The organism is Pseudomonas syringae pv. cilantro, assembly GCF_001293775.1.
Lineage (GTDB): Bacteria > Pseudomonadota > Gammaproteobacteria > Pseudomonadales > Pseudomonadaceae > Aquipseudomonas > Aquipseudomonas syringae_P.
On record NZ_LGLN01000077.1, the window covers coordinates 66,807 to 89,817 of the forward strand.

Annotated in this window: 19 protein-coding genes and 4 pseudogenes; 14 read left to right on the forward strand and 9 right to left on the reverse strand. The window is 58.8% G+C overall.

The features are described from left to right. Positions 1-164: 164 nt before the first annotated feature. The 4 genes and pseudogenes from ABJ99_RS20955 to gap all read right to left on the reverse strand — a co-directional run bounded on the left by ABJ99_RS20955 (position 165) and on the right by gap (position 2,610). A complete protein-coding gene (locus ABJ99_RS20955; RefSeq protein WP_054087436.1) occupies positions 165-521 on the reverse strand; it encodes a DUF5064 family protein in 357 nt (118 codons plus the stop codon). A gap of 102 nt (positions 522-623) precedes the next feature. Then, a complete protein-coding gene (locus ABJ99_RS20960) occupies positions 624-1,088 on the reverse strand; it encodes a YbaN family protein (protein WP_007253009.1) in 465 nt (154 codons plus the stop codon). Then, positions 1,085-1,192: pseudogene (locus ABJ99_RS28425) on the reverse strand (biliverdin-producing heme oxygenase); the annotation flags it as partial. The pseudogene ABJ99_RS28425 and the gene ABJ99_RS20960, both read right to left, overlap by 4 nt. A 416-nt stretch (positions 1,193-1,608) precedes the next feature. Next, positions 1,609-2,610: a type I glyceraldehyde-3-phosphate dehydrogenase gene (gene gap, locus ABJ99_RS20965; RefSeq protein WP_054087437.1), complete on the reverse strand. Its 1,002-nt coding sequence runs from the start codon at positions 2,608-2,610 to the stop codon at positions 1,609-1,611. Positions 2,611-2,829: 219 nt separating this feature from the next. On the opposite strand from gap, the gene edd reads away from it, so the two are divergent. The 10 genes and pseudogenes from edd to ABJ99_RS21015 all read left to right on the forward strand — a co-directional run bounded on the left by edd (position 2,830) and on the right by ABJ99_RS21015 (position 14,816). After that, positions 2,830-4,656, forward strand: coding sequence for a phosphogluconate dehydratase (gene edd / locus ABJ99_RS20970; protein WP_054087438.1), 1,827 nt, complete (start codon positions 2,830-2,832; stop codon positions 4,654-4,656). Next, entirely contained in the window at positions 4,653-5,618 is a 966-nt protein-coding gene (locus ABJ99_RS20975) for a glucokinase (RefSeq protein ID WP_054087439.1), read from the forward strand. The genes edd and ABJ99_RS20975 overlap by 4 nt, the downstream gene beginning before the upstream one ends. Before the next feature lie 50 nt (positions 5,619-5,668). Then, on the forward strand, positions 5,669-6,406 hold the full coding sequence (locus tag ABJ99_RS20980) for a response regulator (RefSeq protein ID WP_054087440.1): 738 nt from the start codon (positions 5,669-5,671) through the stop codon (positions 6,404-6,406). Between the two features lie 61 nt (positions 6,407-6,467). Next, entirely contained in the window at positions 6,468-7,874 is a 1,407-nt protein-coding gene (locus tag ABJ99_RS20985) for an ATP-binding protein (protein ID WP_054087527.1), read from the forward strand. Positions 7,875-8,044: 170 nt separating this feature from the next. Beyond that, positions 8,045-9,331: an ABC transporter substrate-binding protein gene (locus ABJ99_RS20990; protein ID WP_054087441.1), complete on the forward strand. Its 1,287-nt coding sequence runs from the start codon at positions 8,045-8,047 to the stop codon at positions 9,329-9,331. Between the two features lie 104 nt (positions 9,332-9,435). Beyond that, positions 9,436-10,344, forward strand: coding sequence for a carbohydrate ABC transporter permease (locus tag ABJ99_RS20995; protein WP_054087442.1), 909 nt, complete (start codon positions 9,436-9,438; stop codon positions 10,342-10,344). Next, the gene (locus ABJ99_RS21000) at positions 10,337-11,182 is read left to right on the forward strand and encodes a carbohydrate ABC transporter permease (protein ID WP_054087443.1); all 846 of its coding nucleotides are present in this window, start codon (positions 10,337-10,339) and stop codon (positions 11,180-11,182) included. Before ABJ99_RS20995 ends, ABJ99_RS21000 begins: the two co-directional genes overlap by 8 nt. Positions 11,183-11,184: 2 nt before the next feature. Further along, the gene (locus ABJ99_RS21005) at positions 11,185-12,345 is read left to right on the forward strand and encodes an ABC transporter ATP-binding protein (protein ID WP_054087444.1); all 1,161 of its coding nucleotides are present in this window, start codon (positions 11,185-11,187) and stop codon (positions 12,343-12,345) included. Between the two features lie 125 nt (positions 12,346-12,470). Next, positions 12,471-13,832 carry a carbohydrate porin gene (locus ABJ99_RS21010; protein ID WP_007253023.1) on the forward strand — a complete coding sequence of 454 codons (1,362 nt, stop codon included), beginning with the start codon at positions 12,471-12,473 and terminating at the stop codon, positions 13,830-13,832. 110 nt (positions 13,833-13,942) lie between these two features. Continuing rightward, positions 13,943-14,816: pseudogene (locus ABJ99_RS21015) on the forward strand (D-hexose-6-phosphate mutarotase). Between the two features lie 342 nt (positions 14,817-15,158). Here ABJ99_RS21015 and ABJ99_RS21020 read toward each other — a convergent pair. Next, positions 15,159-16,025: a MurR/RpiR family transcriptional regulator gene (locus ABJ99_RS21020; RefSeq protein ID WP_054079498.1), complete on the reverse strand. Its 867-nt coding sequence runs from the start codon at positions 16,023-16,025 to the stop codon at positions 15,159-15,161. Positions 16,026-16,244: 219 nt separating this feature from the next. Between ABJ99_RS21020 and zwf the strand changes: the two genes are divergently transcribed. The 3 genes from zwf to ABJ99_RS21035 are packed head-to-tail and all read left to right on the forward strand — an operon-like array spanning position 16,245 to position 19,106. Further along, entirely contained in the window at positions 16,245-17,714 is a 1,470-nt protein-coding gene (gene zwf, locus ABJ99_RS21025; RefSeq protein WP_054087445.1) for a glucose-6-phosphate dehydrogenase, read from the forward strand. Beyond that, the gene (gene pgl / locus ABJ99_RS21030; RefSeq protein WP_054087446.1) at positions 17,701-18,414 is read left to right on the forward strand and encodes a 6-phosphogluconolactonase; all 714 of its coding nucleotides are present in this window, start codon (positions 17,701-17,703) and stop codon (positions 18,412-18,414) included. The genes zwf and pgl overlap by 14 nt, the downstream gene beginning before the upstream one ends. A gap of 17 nt (positions 18,415-18,431) precedes the next feature. Continuing rightward, on the forward strand, positions 18,432-19,106 hold the full coding sequence (locus tag ABJ99_RS21035) for a bifunctional 4-hydroxy-2-oxoglutarate aldolase/2-dehydro-3-deoxy-phosphogluconate aldolase (protein WP_054087447.1): 675 nt from the start codon (positions 18,432-18,434) through the stop codon (positions 19,104-19,106). Positions 19,107-19,236: 130 nt separating this feature from the next. Here the strand turns inward: ABJ99_RS21035 and ABJ99_RS21040 are convergent, their stop codons facing one another. Further along, positions 19,237-19,476 carry a DUF3820 family protein gene (locus ABJ99_RS21040; protein ID WP_080378245.1) on the reverse strand — a complete coding sequence of 80 codons (240 nt, stop codon included), beginning with the start codon at positions 19,474-19,476 and terminating at the stop codon, positions 19,237-19,239. A gap of 219 nt (positions 19,477-19,695) precedes the next feature. Between ABJ99_RS21040 and ABJ99_RS21045 the strand changes: the two genes are divergently transcribed. Then, the gene (locus ABJ99_RS21045; protein ID WP_054087448.1) at positions 19,696-20,166 is read left to right on the forward strand and encodes a PA2169 family four-helix-bundle protein; all 471 of its coding nucleotides are present in this window, start codon (positions 19,696-19,698) and stop codon (positions 20,164-20,166) included. A gap of 64 nt (positions 20,167-20,230) precedes the next feature. Here the strand turns inward: ABJ99_RS21045 and ABJ99_RS21050 are convergent, their stop codons facing one another. From ABJ99_RS21050 to ABJ99_RS21060, 3 genes and pseudogenes are all read right to left on the reverse strand, one after another. Beyond that, positions 20,231-21,766, reverse strand: coding sequence for a sensor domain-containing diguanylate cyclase (locus tag ABJ99_RS21050; RefSeq protein ID WP_054087449.1), 1,536 nt, complete (start codon positions 21,764-21,766; stop codon positions 20,231-20,233). Positions 21,767-21,966: 200 nt separating this feature from the next. Continuing rightward, positions 21,967-22,359: pseudogene (locus tag ABJ99_RS21055) on the reverse strand (ATP-binding protein); the annotation flags it as partial. Then, positions 22,358-23,006 (reverse strand): annotated as a pseudogene (locus tag ABJ99_RS21060) (response regulator). The pseudogenes ABJ99_RS21060 and ABJ99_RS21055, both read right to left, overlap by 2 nt. Positions 23,007-23,011 lie beyond the last annotated feature (5 nt).

The window sequence follows — 23,011 nt, forward strand, 5'->3', positions numbered from 1 at the left end:
TGTGCCAGACATAACCAAGGCAGCTGAATTCAGGGCCGCTTCGCAGCCCTTCGCGGACAAGTCCGCTCCCACGCCCTCCGGGCAGAAGCCCGATTTCCGGACTTATCGAGATGAGCGCTCCAGTGTGGGCAAGACAATCTCGGCTTGAAGCTTACCGCTCAAGCCTATTCCAGATGCTCCGGCTTGACCGGATCGCCCGACTTGACGTTCAGTTTGTCGCGAATGTCGTCGAACATCCGGTCGTAGTCTTTATGTTGCGCAATGGGCAAAGCGGCGGAGTTGTGCAGACCGTGTCTGATGGCGATGCGGCTGGCGTTACGAGCGAAGTTGAAAGCCAGATCGCGTGTCAGCTGGAACTGCTCTTCAAACGGTTTGCCACCGATTTCACCCTGCATGGTGAAATGCATGGAGGTGCCTTCCTTTGGGTCTTCGTTGACGTCGTAGCGCAAGTGAATGTCATAGCTGATATCCGACGGTTGCAGCGCTACGTAGGTGAGGTGCAGATGGCCTGGCTCGTACATGAAATGACTCCATCAGGTGATGAGTGTGCTCAGTCAGACACTAATCGTGTCCGGCCGGTTCAGCGTTATGCGTGTGGCGGCGCTCATGTGCTGCTGTCTCGGTCAATGCTCACGGTCAGCTTTGGCGGGCTCGGGTCTCGACCATATCCAGATATTGCCCAGTGCCATCCCGGTCAGTGCCAGATACAGCCACCAGGCATGACCGATCAGGCTCAGCATGACCACCGCGCACACCAGCATGCTGACGGTTGCGCTGATTTTGGCCTTACGGGCGACCAGTCGGCCATTACGCCAGTTGTACAGGATCGGCCCGAATACCCGATGGTTTTCCAGCCAGGCGTTCAGCCGCGGCGAACTGCGTGTCGCTGCCCAGGCCGCCAGCAGAATGAATTCGGTGGTCGGCAGGCCAGGAACGAAGATCGCAACGATGCCTATGCCAAGCGCGGTGTAGGCGAGGATGCCGTATAAAAGGCGTGAAAGTCGGGAGCCGGGTGGTTTGTACGTCATGGTCTCTACAGGCAGGTTCGGAAAGCCCGGCCAGCTTAACAGCACCGGGCGCTTTTTCATGCCTGAGCTACTTCGGCTACAGGTGCATCGATGTAGGCATGCTGCAGCAGTACATTGAATCGCTCGAAAGCTGCAATCGCTCCTTGATCAAGTTGCGCTTCCTGCCACGGTCAGGTGATCCGCTTGCAGGCGTAACGGCAGATTGCTGAAGCTGAACAGCCCCAGCAGCAGAACGGCGGCGGTTTCCAGTGCGGGCGGACACGCTGCCACACTGAAGGCTAACGCGGCTGCGCAAGGGTTTCAGTCGCAAGTTGAACGGGTTGAGCGTGCTCAGGCTGGCGAGCAGGCGCTTGGCGTGCGCAACAGCACGGTACGTTGGGCCAGAAAGACGTCATTGAAGCGAGACTGCGACACAAGGAGAGCCCGACCAAAGATTCAAGCAAATGATAATGCTTCTCATCTTCTGGTCGGGTCAAGCGTGGATCGGTAAATATTTGTTCCGGCAGTGTCTCGTTCCTGCGTTCCGGTAAGAGCTGCCTGCGGTGACACCAGCCATCACGTCCAGCTGCTCATGAAACGGTTACTGCGCGTTATGCAGCGCCAGGCAGTTGTCGAGCATGCGGTTGGAAAACGCCCACTCGTTGTCGTACCAGGACAGAACCTTGAGCAATTTGCCGCTGACTTTGGTGTGATTGGCGTCGAAGATCGACGACAGCGGGTTGTGATTGAAGTCGTGGGAGACCAGCGGCAGGGTGTTGTAACCCAGGACCTTCGAGTGCTGGCTGGCTTCTTTCATCAGCGCATTGACTTCTTCAGCCGTGGTTTCACGTTTCAGGGTTACGGTCAGGTCGACCAGCGAAACGTTGATCACCGGGACGCGAACGGCCATGCCGGTCAGTTTGCCTGCCAGTTCCGGCAGTACCAGGCCCACCGCTTCGGCAGCGCCGGTCTTGCTCGGGATCATCGACTGGGTGGCCGAACGTGCGCGGTACGGGTCTGTGTGATAGACGTCGATCAGGTTCTGGTCGTTGGTGTAGGCATGGATGGTGGTCATCAGGCCGCTTTCGATACCCAGTTCACGGTGCAGCACTTGCGCGACCGGTGCCAGGCAGTTGGTGGTGCATGATGCGCTGGAGATAATCTGGTGCGACTGGCGCAGCGTGTCGTGGTTGACACCATAGACGATGGTGGCATCGGCACCGCTGGCCGGGGCGGAGATAATCACCTTGCGCGCACCGGCAGTCAGGTGCGCCGCAGCCTTGTCGCGGCTGGTGAACAGGCCGGTGCATTCGAACACCACGTCGATGTTCTGCGCTTTCCACGGCAGTTCGGCCGGGTTGCGGATGGCGCTGACCGAAATACGGTCACCGTTGACGGTCAGACTTTCCTTGTCACACTCGACCGTGCCGCTGAACGGGCCGTGTACGGTGTCGAAACGCAGCAGGTGTGCGTTCATTTCGCTGTCGCCCAGATCGTTGATGGCGACGACCTGCAGGTCCTGACGGTAGCCTTGGGTATACAGTGCGCGTAGGACGTTGCGGCCGATTCGGCCAAAACCGTTGATTGCGATACGAAGAGTCATACAGCCGTCCTTCTAAATTTGTTGTTGGAATTACAAGATTATTCTCATAGAAATAGAAAACAAGCCTTTTTAGTGGCAATATTTTGTTTTATCTACAACTACAAGCCTGAAAGGCCCTCCCGGTTGATCGAGATCAGGGTTCTGCTCCCTGACCGCCACTGCTCGAAAACCGGAACCGTCTTTACGGGTGACCTTAGACGTTAGCCTGGAGTTCATCACATGCATCCCCGCATTCTTGAGGTAACCGAGCGGCTCATCGCTCGCAGCCGTGACACCCGTCAGCGTTATCTTGAATTGATTCGCGGTGCAGCGAGCGAAGGCCCGATGCGCGGCAAACTGCAATGTGCCAACTTTGCTCACGGGGTCGCTGCCTGCGGCCCGGAAGACAAGCAAAACCTGCGTCTGATGAATGCCGCCAACGTGGCGATCGTCTCTTCCTACAACGAAATGCTCTCGGCGCATCAGCCCTACGAACACTTTCCTGCGCAGATTAAACAGGCGTTACGTGACATTGGATCGGTCGGTCAGTTTGCCGGTGGCGTGCCCGCCATGTGCGATGGCGTGACCCAGGGCGAGCCGGGCATGGAACTGGCCATCGCCAGCCGCGAAGTGATCGCCATGTCTACCGCCGTGGCGTTGTCGCACAACATGTTCGATGCCGCGCTAATGCTGGGTATCTGCGACAAGATCGTCCCCGGCCTGATGATGGGCTCGCTGCGTTTTGGCCATCTGCCGACCGTTTTCGTGCCGGGCGGGCCGATGGTGTCGGGGATTTCCAACAAGCAAAAAGCCGACGTGCGGCAGCGTTACGCGGAAGGCAAGGCCACTCGCGAAGAGCTGCTGGACTCGGAAATGAAGTCCTACCACGGCCCCGGCACCTGCACCTTTTACGGCACGGCCAACACCAATCAGTTGCTGATGGAAGTCATGGGCATGCACCTTCCCGGTGCTTCGTTCGTCAATCCTTACACGCCATTGCGCGATGCGCTGACTGTCGAGGCGGCGCAGCAGGTCACCCGTCTGACCAAACAGAGCGGCAACTTCATGCCGATCGGCGAAATTGTCGACGAGCGCTCGCTGGTCAACTCCATTGTCGCGCTGCACGCGACGGGCGGCTCGACCAATCACACGCTGCACATGCCCGCCATCGCCCAGGCTGCCGGTATCCAGTTGACCTGGCAGGACATGGCCGATCTGTCGGAAGTGGTGCCGACCCTCAGCCACGTGTATCCGAACGGCAAGGCGGACATCAACCATTTCCAGGCCGCCGGCGGCATGTCGTTCCTGATTCGCGAGTTGCTCGCTGCAGGCCTGCTGCACGAAAACGTCAACACCGTGGCCGGTTACGGCCTAAGCCGCTACACCAAAGAACCCTTTCTGGAAGACGGCAAGCTGGTCTGGCGCGAAGGTCCGCTGGAAAGCCTGGATGAAAATATCCTGCGCCCGGTATCGCGTCCGTTTTCGCCGGAAGGTGGCCTGCGGGTCATGGAGGGCAATCTGGGCCGCGGCGTGATGAAGGTTTCTGCTGTTGCTCCCGAGCACCAGATCGTCGAGGCTCCGGCCAAGGTATTCGAGGATCAGCAGGACCTGGCTGATGCGTTCAAGGCCGGCGAGCTGGAGTGTGATTTCGTTGCCGTGATGCGTTTCCAGGGGCCACGCTCCAACGGCATGCCCGAGCTGCACAAGATGACGCCGTTTCTGGGCGTTCTGCAGGACCGGGGTTTCAAGGTTGCGCTGGTGACCGATGGACGGATGTCGGGCGCTTCGGGCAAGATCCCGGCAGCGATTCACGTCTGCCCTGAAGCGTTCGATGGTGGCCCGTTGGCACTGGTGCGCGATGGCGATGTGATCCGCGTCGATGGCGTAAAAGGCACGTTACAAGTGCTGGTCGAGGCGTCAGAATTGGCCGTCCGCGAACCGGCCGGCAATCAGCTCGACAACAGCGTTGGCTGCGGTCGCGAGCTGTTTGGATTCATGCGCATGGCCTTCAGCTCCGCAGAGCAAGGCGCCAGCGCCTTTACCTCTAGTCTGGAGAAGCTCAAGTGAAGTTGGCCCTGGTCGGTGACATAGGCGGTACCAATGCACGTTTTGCCATATGGGAAGACGACACGCTGCATTCTGTCCGGGTATTCCCGACCATTGACTACGCCGGCCCGGAAAAAGCCATCGAAGTCTATCTTCAGGACCTTGAGCTGCAGCGCGGTGATATCGGCTACGTCTGCCTGGCGGTCGCCGGGCCGGTCGACGGTGATCTGTTTCAGTTCACCAACAGTCATTGGCAACTCAGTCGCGAAGCGTTCTGCGCCGATCTCAAGGTCGATCACCTGCTGCTGATCAACGATTTCACCGCCATGGCGCTGGGCATGACCCGCCTCAAGGACGACGAGTACCTGACCGTCTGCCATGGTCAGGGCAAGCCGGATCGGCCGCGTGTCGTGGTTGGGCCGGGCACCGGTCTGGGCGTCGGTACGCTGATCAAGCTGGAGGGCGGTCGCTGGATGGCGTTGCCGGGCGAGGGCGGGCATGCCGACCTGCCGATTGGCAGCCCGCGCGAAGCGTTGCTGTGGGCGCGGCTGATGGCTGAACGCGAGCACGTCAGTGCCGAAGTGGTGCTCAGTGGTGCTGGCCTGTTGCTGCTGTATCAGGTCAGTTGCGCGCTGGACAACGTCGAGGCGGTGCTCAAGTCACCTGCCGCGATCACTGCCGCAGCGCTGGCGGGCGATCCGGTAGCGGCAGCGGTACTGGAACAGTTCTGTGTGTTTCTGGGCCGCGTGGTGGGCAATAACGTGCTTGTTCAGGGCGGCCTGGGCGGCGTTTACATCGTCGGGGGCGTGGTCCCGAGGTTCGTCGACTTCTTCATCAACAGCGGCTTCAAGCGCGCCATGGCTGAAAAAGGCGTGATGAGCGACTATTTCAAAGGCCTGCCGGTCTGGCTGGTCACCGCCGAATATCCCGGCCTGATGGGTTCAGGTGTAGCCTTGCAACAGGCTTTCGGTTCGCAGATCTGAGCAACATCCCATAACAACAAAGCTTTGCAGCCAAACAAGGACGCTCCATTTTGAGTTCAGTCAGTAAATCGATCCTGCTGGTGGATGACGATCAGGAGATTCGCGAGTTGCTGGACACCTACCTGAGCCGCGCCGGTTTTCAGGTACGCACCGTTGGCGATGGCGCCGGTTTTCGTCAGGCATTCAACGAGGCGTCGAGCGATTTGCTGATTCTCGATGTCATGCTGCCCGACGAAGACGGTTTCAGTCTGTGCAAATGGGTGCGCCAGCATCCGCGCCAGCCGCATGTGCCCATCATCATGCTGACCGCCAGCTCCGACGAGGCCGACCGCGTCATCGGCCTGGAACTGGGGGCTGACGATTACCTCGGCAAGCCCTTCAGCCCGCGCGAGCTGCAGGCCAGAATCAAGGCGCTGTTGCGCCGTGCCCAGTTCGGCCAGGAACGTGCGGGCGGCGATGTGATCGTGTTCGATGAATGGCGTCTGGACATGGTCAGCCATCGACTGTTTCACAACGATGGCGAAGAAGTGATTCTGTCCGGCGCCGACTTTGCGCTGCTCAAGCTGTTTCTCGACAACCCGCAGCAGATCCTCGACCGCGACACCATCGGCAACGCCACCCGTGGGCGCGAGCTGATGCCGCTGGAGCGCATCGTCGACATGGCGGTCAGCCGCCTGCGCCAGCGTTTGCGCGATACCGGCAAGTCGCCTCGTCTGATTCGCACCATACGCGGCAGCGGTTACTTGCTGGCGGCGAACGTCAACACGCAAGCAGGCGGCAATTATTAAGCCGCTTGCCACAGGCCGGAAAAAAGCCGGCCTGCCACTGCCGCGCTCATTGTTGGGCCGCATGCTGCTGCTCACCTTGCTGGCGGTGCTGATGGCTCAGGCGCTGTCCAGCGTGATCTGGCTGTCGCAACTGCGTGCCACACAGATGGAAGGGCTGGTCACCAGTGCGCGCAGCCTGGCGTATTCGATGGCTGCCAGTGTCAGCTACTTTCGCTCATTGCCGCTGGCTTACCGGCCGATGGTGCTGGATCAGTTGCGCAGCATGGGCGGCACACGCTTCGTGGTCTCGCTAAACGATCACCCGCTGGACATGCCGATCATGCAGCCCACGCCGCGCAAACAGGCGGTGCTTGACGTCGTCGGCGAAGTGTTGCGCCAGCGGATGGGCAACGATCCGGCCATCACCGTATGGTTTGCCCGCCCGGAAGAATTGCGGATTTTCAATAGCGGCCTGAAGCTCGACGAGCTGCCGCGCTCCTGGGCGCATTACGCGCTGACGCTCGAACCGGTGAACCCGCCGGTGCTGGTGACACAGATCGAAATGGCGCCGGGCGAATGGTTTTACATTGCCTCGTTGTTGCCCGAGCCTTACACCTCGCTCGAAGAGCAGGAGCTGCCTCTCCAGCAGGTCTCGTTCATCGTCCTGACCAGTCTTTTTCTGTTGCTGTTCATCGGCTTGCTGGTGCACTGGCAAAGCCGTCCGCTAAAACGGCTGTCGCGCGCTGCGAGGGACATGTCGCTAGGCGCGGACGTGGTGCCGGTGGATGAAGGCGGCGGCAGCGAAGTGGTCGAGGTCAGCCGCGCGTTCAATGCCATGCGCACCCGGATCAGCCGCTACCTGACCGAAAGGGGCCAACTGTTCAGCGCGATTTCTCACGATTTGCGCACGCCCATCACCCGTTTGCGGCTGCGGGTCGAACTGCTGGAAGACGAGCAGCTGCAACGCAAGTTCAGCCGCGATCTGGATGAACTGGAGATGTTGGTCAAAGGCGCGTTGCAATGCGTCAAGGACACCGACATTCACGAAAATATCGAGCCGGTCGACCTCAATGCGTTGCTGGACTGTCTGGTCGAACCCTGGCTGCTGGCTGATGGCAGCGGGCGGGTTACGCAACAGGGCGAGGCGCTGGCTGCGTACCCCGGCAAGCCGCTGGCGCTCAAGCGCTGTATTGGCAACCTGATCGACAACGCCCTTAAATACGGGCATCGAGCGCATTTGAAGGTCGAAGACGATGCGCAGGCGTTTGTCTTGCACGTGGACGACGAGGGCCCCGGCGTTCCCGAACAGCGTCTCGAACACGTCTTCGAGCCGCATTTTCGTCTGGCGGGCAATCAGCAGCAGGGTTACGGCCTGGGTCTGGGGATCGCCCGCAACATCGCCCACAGTCACGGCGGTGAAGTCAGTTTGCAGAACCTGCGCGGTGGCGGGCTGCGGGTGACGTTGTACCTACCGCGGACGGTTGAATGAGTGATCGCGTAGTGGCCTTTAGACCTTTGTGGCCGGGACTTTGCCAAATGTCACCATCCTGTGACATTTTCGCATCCCTTCGTTACTGTTGCGGCGTCCGGCTTGGTTAGACTCCCACGAAGCGCAAGCATCAGACTTGCTCAGGCATAACAACAAGAAAGGTCAATTCGATGAATTCCATGTCACGTCTCGCCGTTGTCATCTCTCTCGCTTCGTTGTTCCCTCTGAGCGCCACCGCCGCTGAATCCAAAGGCACTGTTGAAGTGGTGCACTGGTGGACATCGGGTGGCGAAAAAGCTGCGGTCGATGTCTTGAAAGCACAAGTTGAAAAAGACGGCTTTGTCTGGAAAGACGGCGCGGTCGCCGGTGGCGGCGGTGCCACGGCCATGACCGTGCTCAAAAGCCGCGCCGTAGCTGGCAACCCGCCAGGCGTTGCGCAGATCAAAGGCCCGGATATACAGGAATGGGCGTCTACCGGCCTGCTCGATACCGACGCGTTGAAAGACGTTGCCAAGGCCGAGAAGTGGGACTCCCTGCTGGACAAGAAAGTCTCCGATACCGTTAAGTACGACGGTGATTACGTGGCTGTACCGGTGAACATTCACCGCGTCAACTGGCTGTGGATCAACCCCGAAGTGTTCAAAAAAGCGGGCATCGAAAAAGCACCGGCCACCCTCGAAGAATTCTACGCAGCGGGCGACAAGCTGAAGAAAGCCGGCTTCATTCCGCTGGCACACGGCGGTCAGCCTTGGCAGGACAGCACCGTGTTTGAAGCCGTCGTGCTCTCGGTCATGGGCGCTGATGGCTACAAGAAGGCGCTGGTCGATCTCGACAAAGACGCGCTGACCGGCGAAGGCATGGTCAAATCGCTGACTGAACTGAAGAAAGTCGCCACCTATATGGATGCCGATGGCAAGGGCCAGGACTGGAACCTGGAAGCGGCCAAGGTCATCAACGGCAAGGCCGGCATGCAGATCATGGGTGACTGGGCCAAGAGCGAGTGGACCGCCGCCAAGAAAGTCGCGGGCAAGGATTACCAGTGCGTAGCCTTCCCGGGCACCGACAAGTCCTTCACCTACAACATCGATTCGCTGGCGGTGTTCAAGCAGAAAGACAAAGGCACGACTGCCGCTCAGCAGGATCTGGCCAAAGTTGCGATGGGTGAGGACTTCCAGAAAGTCTTCAGCATCAACAAAGGTTCGATCCCTGTTCGCCAGGACATGCTTGCGGACATGAACAAGTACGGTTTTGACTCCTGCGCACAAACCGCTGCCAAGGACTTCCTGGCCGACTCGAAAACAGGCGGTCTGCAGCCAAGCATGGCGCACAACATGGCGACTACGCTGGCAGTTCAGGGCGCCTTCTTCGATGTGATCACCAACTACATCAATGACCCGAAAGCCGACCCGGCAGCAACGGCCAAGAAACTGGCCACCGCGGTCAAGTCGGCCCAGTAATTCGTCATTAATTGCCTGTAACCGCCGTCCGTGGTGTTGAAATCCTTCATTGATTTCACCCACGGCTGCGGCCTGGATTCGATATACCGGATGGGATACTCCCGATGAACTCTGTCGCTGCGCACAGCAAAGCCTCGCCAATGGATGCGCTGCAACGCTGGCTACCAAAACTGGTGCTGGCACCCAGCATGTTCATCGTGTTGGTCGGTTTCTATGGCTACATCCTCTGGACCTTCGCACTGTCGTTCACTAACTCGACGTTTTTGCCGTCCTACAAGTGGGTCGGTCTGGCGCAATATGCGCGCCTGATGGACAACGACCGCTGGTGGGTGGCGAGCAAGAACCTGGCGGTGTTTGGCGGCATGTTCATTGCCATCAGCCTGGTTATCGGGGTTTTGCTGGCGGTTCTGCTGGACCAGCGCATCCGCCGCGAAGGCATGATCCGCACTATTTATCTGTACCCGATGGCGCTGTCGATGATCGTCACCGGTACGGCCTGGAAGTGGCTGCTCAACCCCGGCCTGGGCCTGGACAAGATGCTGCGCGACTGGGGCTGGGAAGGTTTCCGCCTCGACTGGCTGATTGATCCGGATCGCGTTGTGTACTGCCTGGTCATCGCTGCGGTCTGGCAGTCTTCCGGCTTTGTCATGGCACTGTTCCTGGCGGGTCTGCGCGGCGTCGATCAGTCGATCATTCGTGCGGCACAAATGGACGGTGCGAGTTTGCCGATGATCTACTGGCGCGTCGTATTGCCAAGTCTGCGTCCGGTGTTTTTCAGCGCAGTCATGATCCTCGCGCACATTGCCATCAAGAGCTTCGATCTCGTGGCGGCCATGACAGCGGGCGGCCCCGGTTACTCGTCGGACCTGCCTGCCATGTTCATGTATTCCTTTACCTTCAGTCGCGGCCAGATGGGCATGGGCTCGGCCAGTGCAATTCTGATGCTCGGCGCAATCCTGGCGATTCTGGTGCCGTATCTGTATTCCGAGCTGAGGACCAAACGCCATGACTAGTCATGTTGGAAAACCGGGCATCAGCTTCAGTCGTGTGGTTATTTACGCCGTGCTGTTGCTGGCCTGTCTGATCTATCTGGTGCCGTTGGTGGTGATGTTGTTCACCAGCTTCAAGACGCCTGAGGACATCGGCACCGGCAACTTGTTGAGTTTGCCGAGCGTCGTCACCGCCATCGGCTGGATCAAGGCCTGGGATATCGTTGATGGCTATTTCTGGAACTCGATCAAGATCACGGTTCCGGCGGTGCTGATTTCCACCGCGATCGGCGCACTTAACGGTTATGTGCTGTCAATGTGGCGCTTCAAGGGCTCGCAGTTGTTTTTTGGTCTTCTGCTGTTCGGCTGCTTCCTGCCGTTTCAGACGGTTCTGCTGCCTGCTTCCTTCACGCTGGGCAAGATGGGGCTGGCCAATACGACCGTCGGGCTGGTGTTCGTTCATGTGGTCTACGGGCTCGCGTTCACCACGCTATTCTTCCGTAACTACTACGTCAGCATTCCCGATGCACTGGTCAAGGCTGCGCGCCTGGACGGTGCCGGGTTTTTCACGATCTTCGGCCGCATCATTCTGCCGATGTCCACGCCCATCGTGATGGTCTGCCTGATCTGGCAGTTCACCCAGATCTGGAACGATTTCCTGTTCGGCGTGGTGTTCTCCAGTGGCGAGTCTCAGCCGATCACTGTGGCGCTGAACAACCTGGTCAACACCAGCACAGGCGCCAAGGAATACAACGTTGACATGGCGGCGGCGATGATCGCCGGTCTGCCGACACTGCTGGTCTACGTACTGGCTGGCAAGTATTTCCTGCGTGGGCTCACAGCCGGCGCGGTCAAGGGGTAATCATGGCGACTCTCGAATTACGCAACGTCAACAAGACCTACGGCAGTAATCTGCCGGACACGCTCAAGAACATCGAGCTGTCGATCAAGGATGGCGAGTTTCTGATTCTGGTCGGCCCGTCGGGCTGTGGTAAGTCCACGTTGATGAACTGCATCGCCGGGCTGGAGAACATCAGCGGCGGGGCGATTCTGATCGATGGCGAAGACGTCAGCGGCACCAGCCCGAAAGACCGCGATATCGCGATGGTGTTTCAGTCCTACGCGCTGTACCCGACCATGACGGTTCGCGAAAACATTGCGTTCGGCTTGAAAATTCGCAAGATGCCGCAGGCCGCCATCGACGAAGAAGTCGCCCGCGTTGCCAAGCTGCTGCAGATCGAGCACCTGCTCAATCGCAAGCCGGGGCAGATGTCCGGCGGTCAGCAGCAACGGGTTGCCATGGGCCGTGCGCTGGCACGTCGGCCGAAGATTTATCTGTTCGACGAGCCGCTGTCCAACCTCGACGCCAAGCTGCGGGTCGAGATGCGTACTGAAATGAAACTCATGCATCAGCGCCTGAAGACCACCACGGTCTACGTGACCCACGATCAGATCGAGGCGATGACCCTGGGCGATAAAGTGGCCGTCATGAAGGACGGCATCGTTCAGCAGTTCGGTACGCCCAAGCAGATCTACAACGATCCGGCCAACCTGTTTGTGGCCAGCTTCATCGGTTCGCCGCCGATGAACTTCATCCCGCTACGCCTGCAGCGTAAAGATGGCCAGTTGCTCGCGCTGCTCGACAGCGGTCAGGCGCGCTGTAAACTGCCGGTGGGCGTTTCCGATGCAGGGCTCGAAGATCGAGAAATCATTCTTGGCATTCGCCCGGAACAGATTATGCTGGCGTCCGACGAACAGAGCGGCCTGCCTACTATTCGCGCCGAAGTGCAGGTGACTGAGCCGACCGGTCCGGACACGCTGGTGTTTGTAACGCTGAACCAGAGCAAGGTCTGCTGTCGTCTGGCCCCGGATGTCGCACCGCAGGTGGGTGAGGGCCTGACCCTGCAATTCGACCCTTCCAAGGTGCTGATTTTCGATGCGCAGAGCGGCGAACGTCTTGGCGTCCTGGCGAAGCAGGCTTCGGCTGAGCGGGTAAACAACGTGTCTCAGTTGAACCGCAAGTGATAGATTGCGCAACGGGTGCACTGGCCGGCCTTCGACTGCCACCGGAGCAGCCTGTCGTAAACACAAGCAGTAAATGAAGCAAGACGTCTACCAAAGCTAATAACAATAAAACGAGGATTGATGGGATGAAGAAGATCACCAAAGGTAAAACGCTTTCCCGGCTTCAGTTGGTAAGCACGTTGTCGGTGTTGGGTGCCATGGGGCTGGCCAGCAGCGTTCATGCAGCCGAACCGTTTGCTGCCGATTCACCCTGGATGACCGGCGACTGGAACGGCAAGCGTACCGAGTTGCTCGACAAGGGCTATGACTTCTCGCTGGAATACGTTTCCGAGATGGCCAGCAACCTGAAAGGCGGTTACAACGACGACACCACCGGCCGCTACAGCGATCAGTTCGCGCTAGGCATGAAGGTCGATCTGCAGAAGGTTCTTGGCTGGCAGGACGCGGAGTTCAAGCTGGCGATTACCGAGCGTAGCGGACGCAATATCTCCAATGACCGGATCGGCGATCCTCGTGCCGGTACGCTCAGTTCCTCGCAGGAAGTCTGGGGTCGTGGCCAGACCTGGCGTCTGACTCAGATGTGGGTCAAGCAGAAATATTTTGACGGCGCACTGGACGTCAAAGCCGGTCGCTTTGGTCCGGGCGAAGACTTCAACAGCTTCCCGTGCGACTTCCAGAACCTGTCTTTCTGCGGCTCGCAGGTCGGTAACTACGTGAACACCTGGTACAACTGGCCAATCAGCCAGTGGGCCTTGCGCGTGAAATACAACATCACGCCTGAAGTGTACGCACAGGTGGGTGTATACGAGCAGAACCCGTCCAACCTGGAGACCGGCAACGGCTTCAAACTCAGCGGCAGTGGCACCAAAGGGATGATCCTGCCGGTCGAACTGGTCTGGACACCGTCCTTCAACTCGTTGCCCGGTGAGTACCGTGTCGGTTACTACAAGAGCACGCCTAACGCCGACGACGTCTATGAAGACGTGAATGGTCAGGCGCAGGCGATTACCGGCGCAGCGTTCAAGTCGCACAGCAGCAAGCATGGCTGGTGGGTCGTTGCCCAGCAGCAACTGACCGCTCATGACGGCGATGCATCGCGCGGCCTGAGTATCTTTGCCAACGCCACCGTGCATGACAAGGCGACCAACTTCGTCGACAACTACCAGCAGATCGGTTTCACGTACAAAGGTCCGTTCAACTCGCGTCCGAAAGATGACATCGGTATCGGTTTTGCCCGTATCCACGTCAACGACGATGTGCAGGATCGCGTGCGTCTGGCCAACCAGATCAGCGGTATCAACGATTACGACAACCCTGGCTTCCTGCCGGTCCAGAGCACTGAATACAACTCTGAAATCTACTACGGCTTCCACGTGACCAACTGGCTGACCGTGCGTCCCAACCTGCAATACGTCAAGCACCCTGGCGGCGTAGATCAGGTGGATGACGCGATTGTGGCGGGCATCAAGATTCAATCGAAGTTCTGAGTATTTATTGACGCGTAACGCGATCAAGGGTCGTGTGTGCTTTGCGGGCAGCCTGGCTGCCCGTTTTTTTTATGGCTTGAATTCTTTTTATTTCAGGGACGCGATTGGCGATGACCATTCACGACGCGCAACCGCCTGAACATCCATTGCAACGCTTCTTCCGCTCCCGACGTACCCGACCGGTTTTCGAGTGGGAGCGCCATCAGTTGCGTGACATATTGGTGATCGATCATCCGCAGTGCCAGGCGGTGTTCAGCCGACAAGGCGCGCAATTGCTGCACTTCCAGCCACAGGGCCAGAAACCCTGGCTATGGTGCGCAGCACAGTGGCCGCAAGTGGGCGCGATCCGCGGTGGTGTGCCGGTCTGCTGGCCCTGGTACGGCCGTCATCCCGGTGAGAGCGGCTGGCCCGCGCATGGGTGGGGGCGATTGCTGGACTGGAAACTGATTGACAGCAGCGAGAGTGAGGAGGGCGTCAGCCTGCACTGGCGCCTGCGGCTATGGGACTGGCAGGTCAACCTGCACGCCGAGCTGGGGCAGGGCATGGAGCCGCTTGAGCACCTGCCATGAAGACCGCGAGCCTTGTCATTTCAGTCATGCGCTGCTGGCGTACTGGCTGATCAGTGACATCGCGGACGTTGCGCTGGATGGTCTAGACGGCGTTCAGGGCTATGACGAACTCAGTCGCCAAGCCTGTCGGCAACACGGCGAACTGCGCGTGGCAGGCGGCTGTCAGCGAGTCTTCGAACATGCCGGTGCCTTGCAACTTCAGGACCCGGCCTGGCAGCGCAGACTGAACATCGATACCGGCGACAGCGCCAACACCGTGGTCTGGCATCCCGGCAGCCGACCCCTGCTGGGCGTAGGCGGCAGCGAAGCCACCGGCTTCGTCAGAGTGGAAGCCGCCTCAGGCTCCGGCGACGCCTTCAGCCTGCGACCGGGCGAGCAGGTGCAACTCAAATTGCAGGCCAGCCTGGCGGGGTAGCGCCGGTTACATATTGCCCATGTGGGAGCTCGCTCGCGAAGGCGGGCTCACATCAGCATAAATCTTCGGCGGTCCCAAGGGCCTCTTCGTGAGCAAGCTCACTCCCGCATGGATACCGAATTACATGGCTTTCGTGGGCGAGTTTGCTCGCGCAGGCGGCCCCCGGATCAGTGTCAGGGCGAAGGAACCCGACGAAGTCGGGCCGGAAACGGAGCCAGGATTTTGGTTACTTTGATCCTTCAAAGTCACTCGCCGAGGGGCGAAAAGGTGACTTGAGTCGAGCCTGAATCTCACTGAGTCGCATGCCGTTCTGGATACTCCGCGTCCGATCTTGAGCCTGTTTCAGCCCTGATCTTCGATAGGATAGCGGCTGTCGTTCAAGCTCTCCTTGATCTTGCGCAGGTGCGGCTGGAAGTCTACGCCACGGCGCAGGGTCATGCCGGTCGCAAGCACATCAAGGACGGTGAGCTGGATGATCCGCGAGGTCATAGGCATATAAATGTCAGTGTCTTCCGGCAGCGGAATATTCAGGCTCACGGTGCTGGCCTGAGCCAGCGGCGAACCTGCGGCGGTCAGGCCCAGCACCGAAGCGCCGTTGGCCCGTGCGATGCGTGCTACTTCTACCAGCTCGCGGGTACGGCCGGTGTAGGAAATGATCACAAACAGCTCACCCGTGTGCGCCACCGAGGCAATCATCCGCTGCATCAGCACATCGGCATGCGCCGTGACCGCCAGATTGAAACGAAAGAATTTGTGCTGCGCATCGAGCGCCACCGGCGCGGAGGCGCCCAGCCCGAAAAAATGGATCTGCCGCGCCTGAATCAGCATGTCCACCGACTTGCTGATCAGCGCCGGGTCCAGTTGCTGGCAGGCGCTGTCCAGCGAAGCAATGGCGCTGCCGAAAATCTTCTGGGTATACGCTTCGGGATTGTCGTCGGCTTCCACTGCACGGCTGACATAGGCTGCGCCGCTGGCCAGGCTCTGCGCCAGTTGCAGCTTGAGTTCCGGGTAACCACTGACGTTGAACGAGCGGCAGAAACGGTTGACCGTCGGTTCGCTGACCTTGGCAGCCTGGGCGAGCGCTGCAATGCTCAAGCGGGTCGCCATCTGCGGATTGAGCAGAATCACTTCGGCCACCTTGCGTTCGGCCTTGTTCAACTCATCGAGTCGGCCCTGGATTTGCTCCAGGAGGTTTCTTACGCGGTCCATTCAAAGTCCTTGTCGGGGCTGATTTACCAACGGTTTCTGACTCGGGCTTTTATTAGCCCTTTAGCCTGTAGCAAAGGTGGCCTATCGTACTGAGGGCCTGTGTTGATCACCACTGGAATATGCTTTTAGGCAGAATGTTGTGGTTATTACTACATATGGCCTTGAGTAACGCCTTTAAAAAAGGTATTTGTAGCCCAACTTGATAAAAGAACCAACATTATGCCCTTGATTACGGTTGAACCGTGCACATTTGCCCTGTTTGGTGCCCTGGGGGACCTGGCGGTACGCAAGCTGTTCCCGGCTCTTTATCAGCTCGATCGCGCTGGACTGCTGCATGAAGACACTCGAATTCTTGCCCTGGCGCGTGAACCAGGCGACGAACATTCGCATCTGGCGTACATCGAAAAATCCATGCGTCGCTTCATTCCCGAAGCGGAGCTCGAGGCCGACAATGCCGCGCGTTTCCTGGCGCGTCTCAGCTATCTGCACGTCGATTTCCTCAAGGCCGAGGACTATGTCGCGCTGGCCGAGCGCGTTGGCGATGCGCAAACCCTGATCGCCTATTTCGCGACACCTGCCTCGGTCTACGGTGCGATTTGCGAAAACCTCGCGTCGGTGAACCTGGCCGAGCGCACACGCGCCGTCCTGGAAAAGCCCATCGGTCACGACCTGGCCTCGTCGCGCCGGGTCAACGACGCCGTTGCGCAGTTCTTCCCGGAAAACCGCGTCTACCGCATCGACCACTATCTGGGCAAGGACACGGTGCAAAACCTCATTGCCCTGCGTTTCGCCAACAGCCTGTTTGAGACCCAGTGGAACCAGAACCACATTTCCCACGTGGAAATCACCGTCGCCGAGAAAGTCGGCATCGAGGGCCGTTGGGGCTACTTCGATCAGGCCGGTCAGCTGCGCGACATGATTCAGAACCACCTGCTGCAGTTGCTTTGCCTGATCGCCATGGACCCACCCAGCGACCTGTCGGCCGACAGTATTCGTGACGAGAAGGTCAAGGTGCTCAAGGCCCTGGCGCCGTTCACGCCGGAGCGGCTGGCGACGCAAGTGGTGCGTGGTCAGTACACCTCCGGTTACAGCGAAGGCAAGGCGGTGCCCGGCTATCTGGAAGAAGAGAACTCCAACACCCAGAGCGACACCGAAACCTTCGTTGCCTTGCGTGCCGACATCCGCAACTGGCGCTGGTCAGGTACACCGTTCTATCTGCGTACCGGCAAGCGCATGCCGCAAAAGCTGTCGCAGATCGTGATCCACTTCAAAGAGCCGCCGCACTACATCTTTGCCCCGGAGCAGCGCTTGCAGATCAGCAACCGTCTGATCATCCGACTGCAGCCTGACGAAGGCATTTCCTTGCAGGTGATGACCAAGGATCAGGGCCTGGACAAAGGCATGCAGTTGCGCAGCGGTCCCTTGCAGCTGAATTTTTCCGACACCTACCGCAGCGCTCGTGTCCCCGACGCTTATGAGCGGTTGTTGCTGGAAGTCATGCGCGGCAATCAGAACCTGTTTGTCCGCAAAGATGAAATCGAGTACGCCTGGCAATGGTGCGATCAGTTGATCGCCGGCTGGAAGAAGGCGGGCGACGCGCCCAAGCCTTATCCGGCTGGAACCTGGGGGCCGATGAGCTCCATTGCTTTGATTACTCGCGACGGGAGATCCTGGTATGGCGATATGTGATCTGGAACTGCCAGCAGGGCTGGTGGCACGTGACTTCGACACTCCGCAACAACTGGCCGATGCACTGGCCACCCATGTGGCAGAGCGTCTGAAACAGGCAATCAGTGAAAACGCTCTGGCCACGCTGGTGGTGTCCGGTGGGCGCAGCCCGGTGGCGTTTTTCCAGAGCCTGGCCGCACAGCCGCTGGACTGGTCGAAAGTGGTCGTCAGCCTCGCTGATGAACGTTTCGTGCCCACCGAACATGCCGATAGCAACGCCGGCCTGCTGCAGCGTCATCTGTTGCAAGGCCCGGCAGCGAAAGCCAAGTTTTTCGGTCTTTATAACGTGGCGGTCAGTGTCGAAGATGCTGCGCGGGTTGCCGATCAGGCGCTGGCCGAACTGCCGCCCATTGATGTGTTGATCCTGGGCATGGGCGACGATGGGCATACCGCGTCGCTGTTTCCCGACAGCCCCAACCTGAGCGAGGCGCTGGACCTCAATGGCGAGCGTCGCTGCCTGCCCATGCTCGCACCGAGCGTGCCGCATCAACGCCTGACCATGACCCGTCGCCTGTTGGCATCGGCGCGTTGGCCGATTCTGTCGGTGTCCGGTCAGGCCAAACTGGACACTTTGCGCGCTGCGCTGGCGGGCGATGACGTCGCCGAAATGCCGGTGCGTGCCTTCCTCAACCCGTCTCTCGAGATTTACTGGTGCCCATAAGCAAAGGAACCGTCGCCATGACACAGAACGAAAATAACCAGCCGCTCAACAGCATGGCGAACAAGATTGCCCAGATCGACGAACTCTGCGCCAAGGCGAAGATTCTGCCCGTCATCACCATCGCCCGCGAACAGGACGTGCTGCCGCTGGCTGACGCGCTGGCCGCCGGGGGCATGACCGCACTGGAAATCACCCTGCGTTCGGCGTTCGGGCTGAGTGCGATCCGCATGTTGCGCGAGCAGCGCCCGGAACTGTGCACCGGCGCCGGGACCATTCTGGACCGCAAGATGCTGGCCGACGCAGAGGCGGCCGGCTCGCAGTTCATCGTTACTCCCGGCAGCACGCAGGAACTGCTGCAGGCGGCGCTCGACAGCCCGCTGCCTTTGTTACCGGGCATCAGCAGTGCGTCGGAAATCATGATCGGTTATGCCATGGGCTATCGCCGTTTCAAGCTGTTTCCAGCAGAGATCAGCGGTGGCGTGGCGGCCATCAAGGCACTGGGCGCTCCGTTCAACGAAGTGCGCTTCTGCCCAACGGGCGGCGTCAACGAGCAGAATCTCAAGAGCTACATGGCGTTGCCCAATGTCATGTGTGTCGGCGGAACCTGGATGATCGATAACGCCTGGGTCAAGAATGGCGACTGGGGCCGTATTCAGGAAGCCACAGCGCAGGCGCTGGCAATGTTTGACTGATTGGTAGCATTTCAGAGTCAGCGCTCAGCAGGCTGACTCTGGCAAGGCAGTTGTTGTTGGTTGTATGGCTTTTGCGGTGCTCCCTGGTCCGGAGTACCGTTTTTTTCATCCCGGACCGTATCTCCTTTGCTTATGCCCTGTCTTTGAACGACTGACGCGGACGCGTGCGCAGCGGGTCCAGCAGCGCGCTGAGGCCGTTGTGATCGATTTCCTGCATCAGCGCCAGCAGGCCGCCCAATTCTCCTTTGGGAAAGCCTTCCCGGGCGAACCAGTTCAGATAATGCCCCGGCAGATCGGCGATCAGCCGCCCTTTGTATTTGCCGAACGGCATTTCCTGCATTACCAGTAACCTGAGTTTCTCCGGGTTCACCTGCGAGCCCTCCCATCAATAGATAACGACCTGCACGATACGTGCATTCTGCATGCAGGCCAAATGACAGTTCATGCAGAAGTCACGATCAGTCAAATGTGAAAATTCCGTAAGTAATTGATTTTAAAATATTATATTCGCATCTAAAACTGGCACGGTGCCTGCAGTTACCTATTCATCGAACACTTTCGTATCAACCTGCCATTAGGAAATTATCAAATGACTGATATCAATAAAGAAGCAATCTCCGTCCTGAATGACCTGATCGAAACCAGCAAAGATGGCGAGAAAGGCTTTCAGGCAAGCGCTGAATACCTGAAAAACCCGGCGATCAAAGCATACTTCTTGGCACGATCCGCTGAAATCGCAACTGCAGTGAAAGAGCTGCAGGCAGAAGTGCGTGCTTTAGGTGGTGACCCGGAAACGTCCTCCAGTGTGTCCGGCACTCTGCACCGTGCATGGGTAGATCTGAAATCCAAGGTGACCGGCAAAGATGACAAAACAATTCTGGAAGAAGTAGAGCGCGGTGAAGACGTTGCCAAGAAAGCCTATAAAGAGGCGCTTGAAAAAGCACATGAGCATAATTTCCCGGCTAACGTTACCTCGTTGATCACAAAGCAGCAGGCTGGCGTTCTGGCCACCCACGACAAAGTCAAAGCACTGCGTGACGCAGCCCGCGCCGCATCGTAATTCGATGCCCTTGCGGTAGAAAAAACGCCAGCCCGTCTGGCGTTTTTTTATGTCGGTCGACAGGCTATAAAGCCTGATTTAGCGGTTCTGAATCCGAAGCAGCAGCCCGCTGTTCAACGCGATTGCGGCCATTGTTCTTGGCCTGATAAAGCGCCTTGTCGGCAATGCCGAAGAACGTCTCCAGCTTGTCTCCCTGACGCACACTCTCTGAAGCCACACCGATGCTGACCGTTAACGGATGTTCGGCGTCCTTGAACAGCGGCAGTGACTCGACCGAGCGGCGGATATTCTCTGCGATCATCATGGCGCCGTTCAGGTCGGTTTCCGGCAAGACCACCACAAACTCCTCGCCGCCATAGCGCGCCAGCCGGTCACCTGGCCGACGGATAGTGTGGGAAATGGTTTGTGCAATCAGCCTCAGCGCTTCATCGCCGCCCTGATGCCCGTGACGCTCGTTGAACGCCTTGAAATGGTCAACGTCGATCATCAGCAGTGAAAGCCGCTCGCCAGAGCGCTGGGCCCGTGCCCATTCGGCTTCCATCGCCTTGTCGAGCTGGCGGCGGTTATCGAGTCCGGTCAAGCCATCGGTGGCAGCCAGGCTGGCCAGCGCGTGTTCGGCACGGCGCCGACGACGCAACTCTCGACTCAGCAGCCAGGTCAGCCACAGAATGCCGAGGCACAGCACGCTGGTGGCCGTCGCGACCAGCCAGGCGTTGCGTGTCCAGACGGCATAAACTTCCTCTTCGGACTGACCGATCACCACCACAAGTGGAAGATTGCCAACGCGTGAGAACGTATACAAGCGTTGCGTGTTGAGTTGCGTTGAAAGGGCGCTGAAACTGCCATCGACTTCCTTGAGAATGCGTTGAAAATTGGCCGTGTGACTGTAATCCTTGCCGATCAGATCCTGGCCGTCCAGTTCGGGGTGGCGGACGATCAGAATGCCGTCGGTATTGATCAGATTGATGCTGCTTCCAGGACCCAGATTCTGGCTCATGAACAGGTTCTTGAAATACACCAGGCGCATGGCGGCACTGGCAATGCCCAGAAACTCACCCTTGGGGCCTGACAGGCGTCGGCTGAAACTGATGCACCAGTCCTTGTATCCCCAACGGGTTTTATACGGTGTGCTGACATGCAGATCCAGAGAAGGATCAACCGCATGTATCCGGAAATAGGAACGGTCGGAAAAGTTATCGTCCCGTGGCGTTACTGACAGCGAGTCAGCCAGCAGTTCGCCCTTGTTGTCGAGTAATACCAGATCGCCTTTGTAAGCGGCAGCCGTCGAGCGATCGAAGAGGACAAGTTGTCGCAGTTCCGGAGAAAGACTCTTCAGGTCGCTACGTTGCCACGCGCTGATCATGCCTTGCAGTGACGAGTCGTAGAGTTCTGCGCTATGCATCACGTCGGCATCTATCAGGCGAACAATGTTGGCCGCCGACCGCGCCGCTGTCTGAGCCGCGTCGTCGCGCTCGCGGAGCAACAGCGACGCGACGATGGCCAGAATGGCGGACACCGACAACAGGCTGCCCAGGATCAACATGAGCTCGGGACGGGACCATTGGAGCTGCGCTGGCCGAGAGGACGCGAACAACGTCATGGAGTGTGCTACCTGCAAAAATGAGGCTGAAAGTGCTGGGGTTCAGTTGTCTTTTTTTTATCGATTTATAGCAGGGTATATAGCACGCCTCTTATAACCTGACATGACTGAAGTGTGAATAAACCGCGTTTATTGAACAAACGGCAAACGAGCGGGTGGCAACAGTAAAGTGTCCCGAGAAAAAACGGACGGCTCTGAGATCAACGAGGCAGTTGAATACCAAATGTAGTGTTCCCCTGAGCACTTTTTACAAACACCGTGCCACCGTGCATCAGGGCAATGGCTTTGACAATCGCCAGACCCAACCCATGATGGGCGCCACTGTTGCGGCGCGAGTAGGCCAGTTCGACGCGCTCCAGCGTCGAGTTGAAAGACGCGACAAACTGTTCCAGCTCGGGCGGCAGCGGCGATAGTTGCAAGCGTCCGGACAGCCGTGGCGGCGCGAGTTTCCGGACTTCCTGCGACAGCCTTGCCAGCGGGCGCAGACCAATGCGTGCTACCCAATAGCCGAGCGCTGATGCCAGCAGAATGCCGACGGCAGCGAGGCCGATCAGTGCCACCAATAACGAATGCTGGGTGTGCCAGAACGTCTCAGCCCATGCCGCGAATGGTGTGCAGCAGTTTGTGTTCATACGGCCCGTCAAGCTTGGCGCGCAGGCGCTTGATGGCCACTTCGACGACATCCGCGTCGCTGTCGAAATTGATGTCCCAGACCATTTCGGCAATCGACGTTTTGGACAGGATGTCACCCTGACGCCTGGCCAGTACGCTGAGCAGGGAAAACGCCTTGGCGGTCAGGTCCAGGCGTGCGCCGCCGCGGGTGGCCTTGCGGCTCATCAGGTCAATCCACAGGTCGGCAATGGTGATCGGCACCGGCTCGTGGCCGCCGCTGCGCCGGGTCAGCGCTTGCAGGCGGGCCACCAGTTCCAGAAAGGAGAAAGGTTTGCCTGGGGGCTGTACCCGTTTCATCGCGGCCGCGAATACGGTCGTCGACCTGTTCCCGAGCCGTCAGCATGATCACCGGGGTCTGCTTGCGCGCCCGCAATGCACGCAGCACACCGAAACCGTCCAGGCCCGGCAGCATCACGTCGAGAATGATCACCGCGTACTCGTTTTCCAGCGCCAGGTGCAGACCTTCGATACCGTCGCGGGCCACGTCCACGGTATAGCCCTGTTCGTTCAGGCCACGGCGCAGGTAGTCGGCGGTTTTTTCTTCGTCTTCGATAATCAGCACGCGTATCAGGC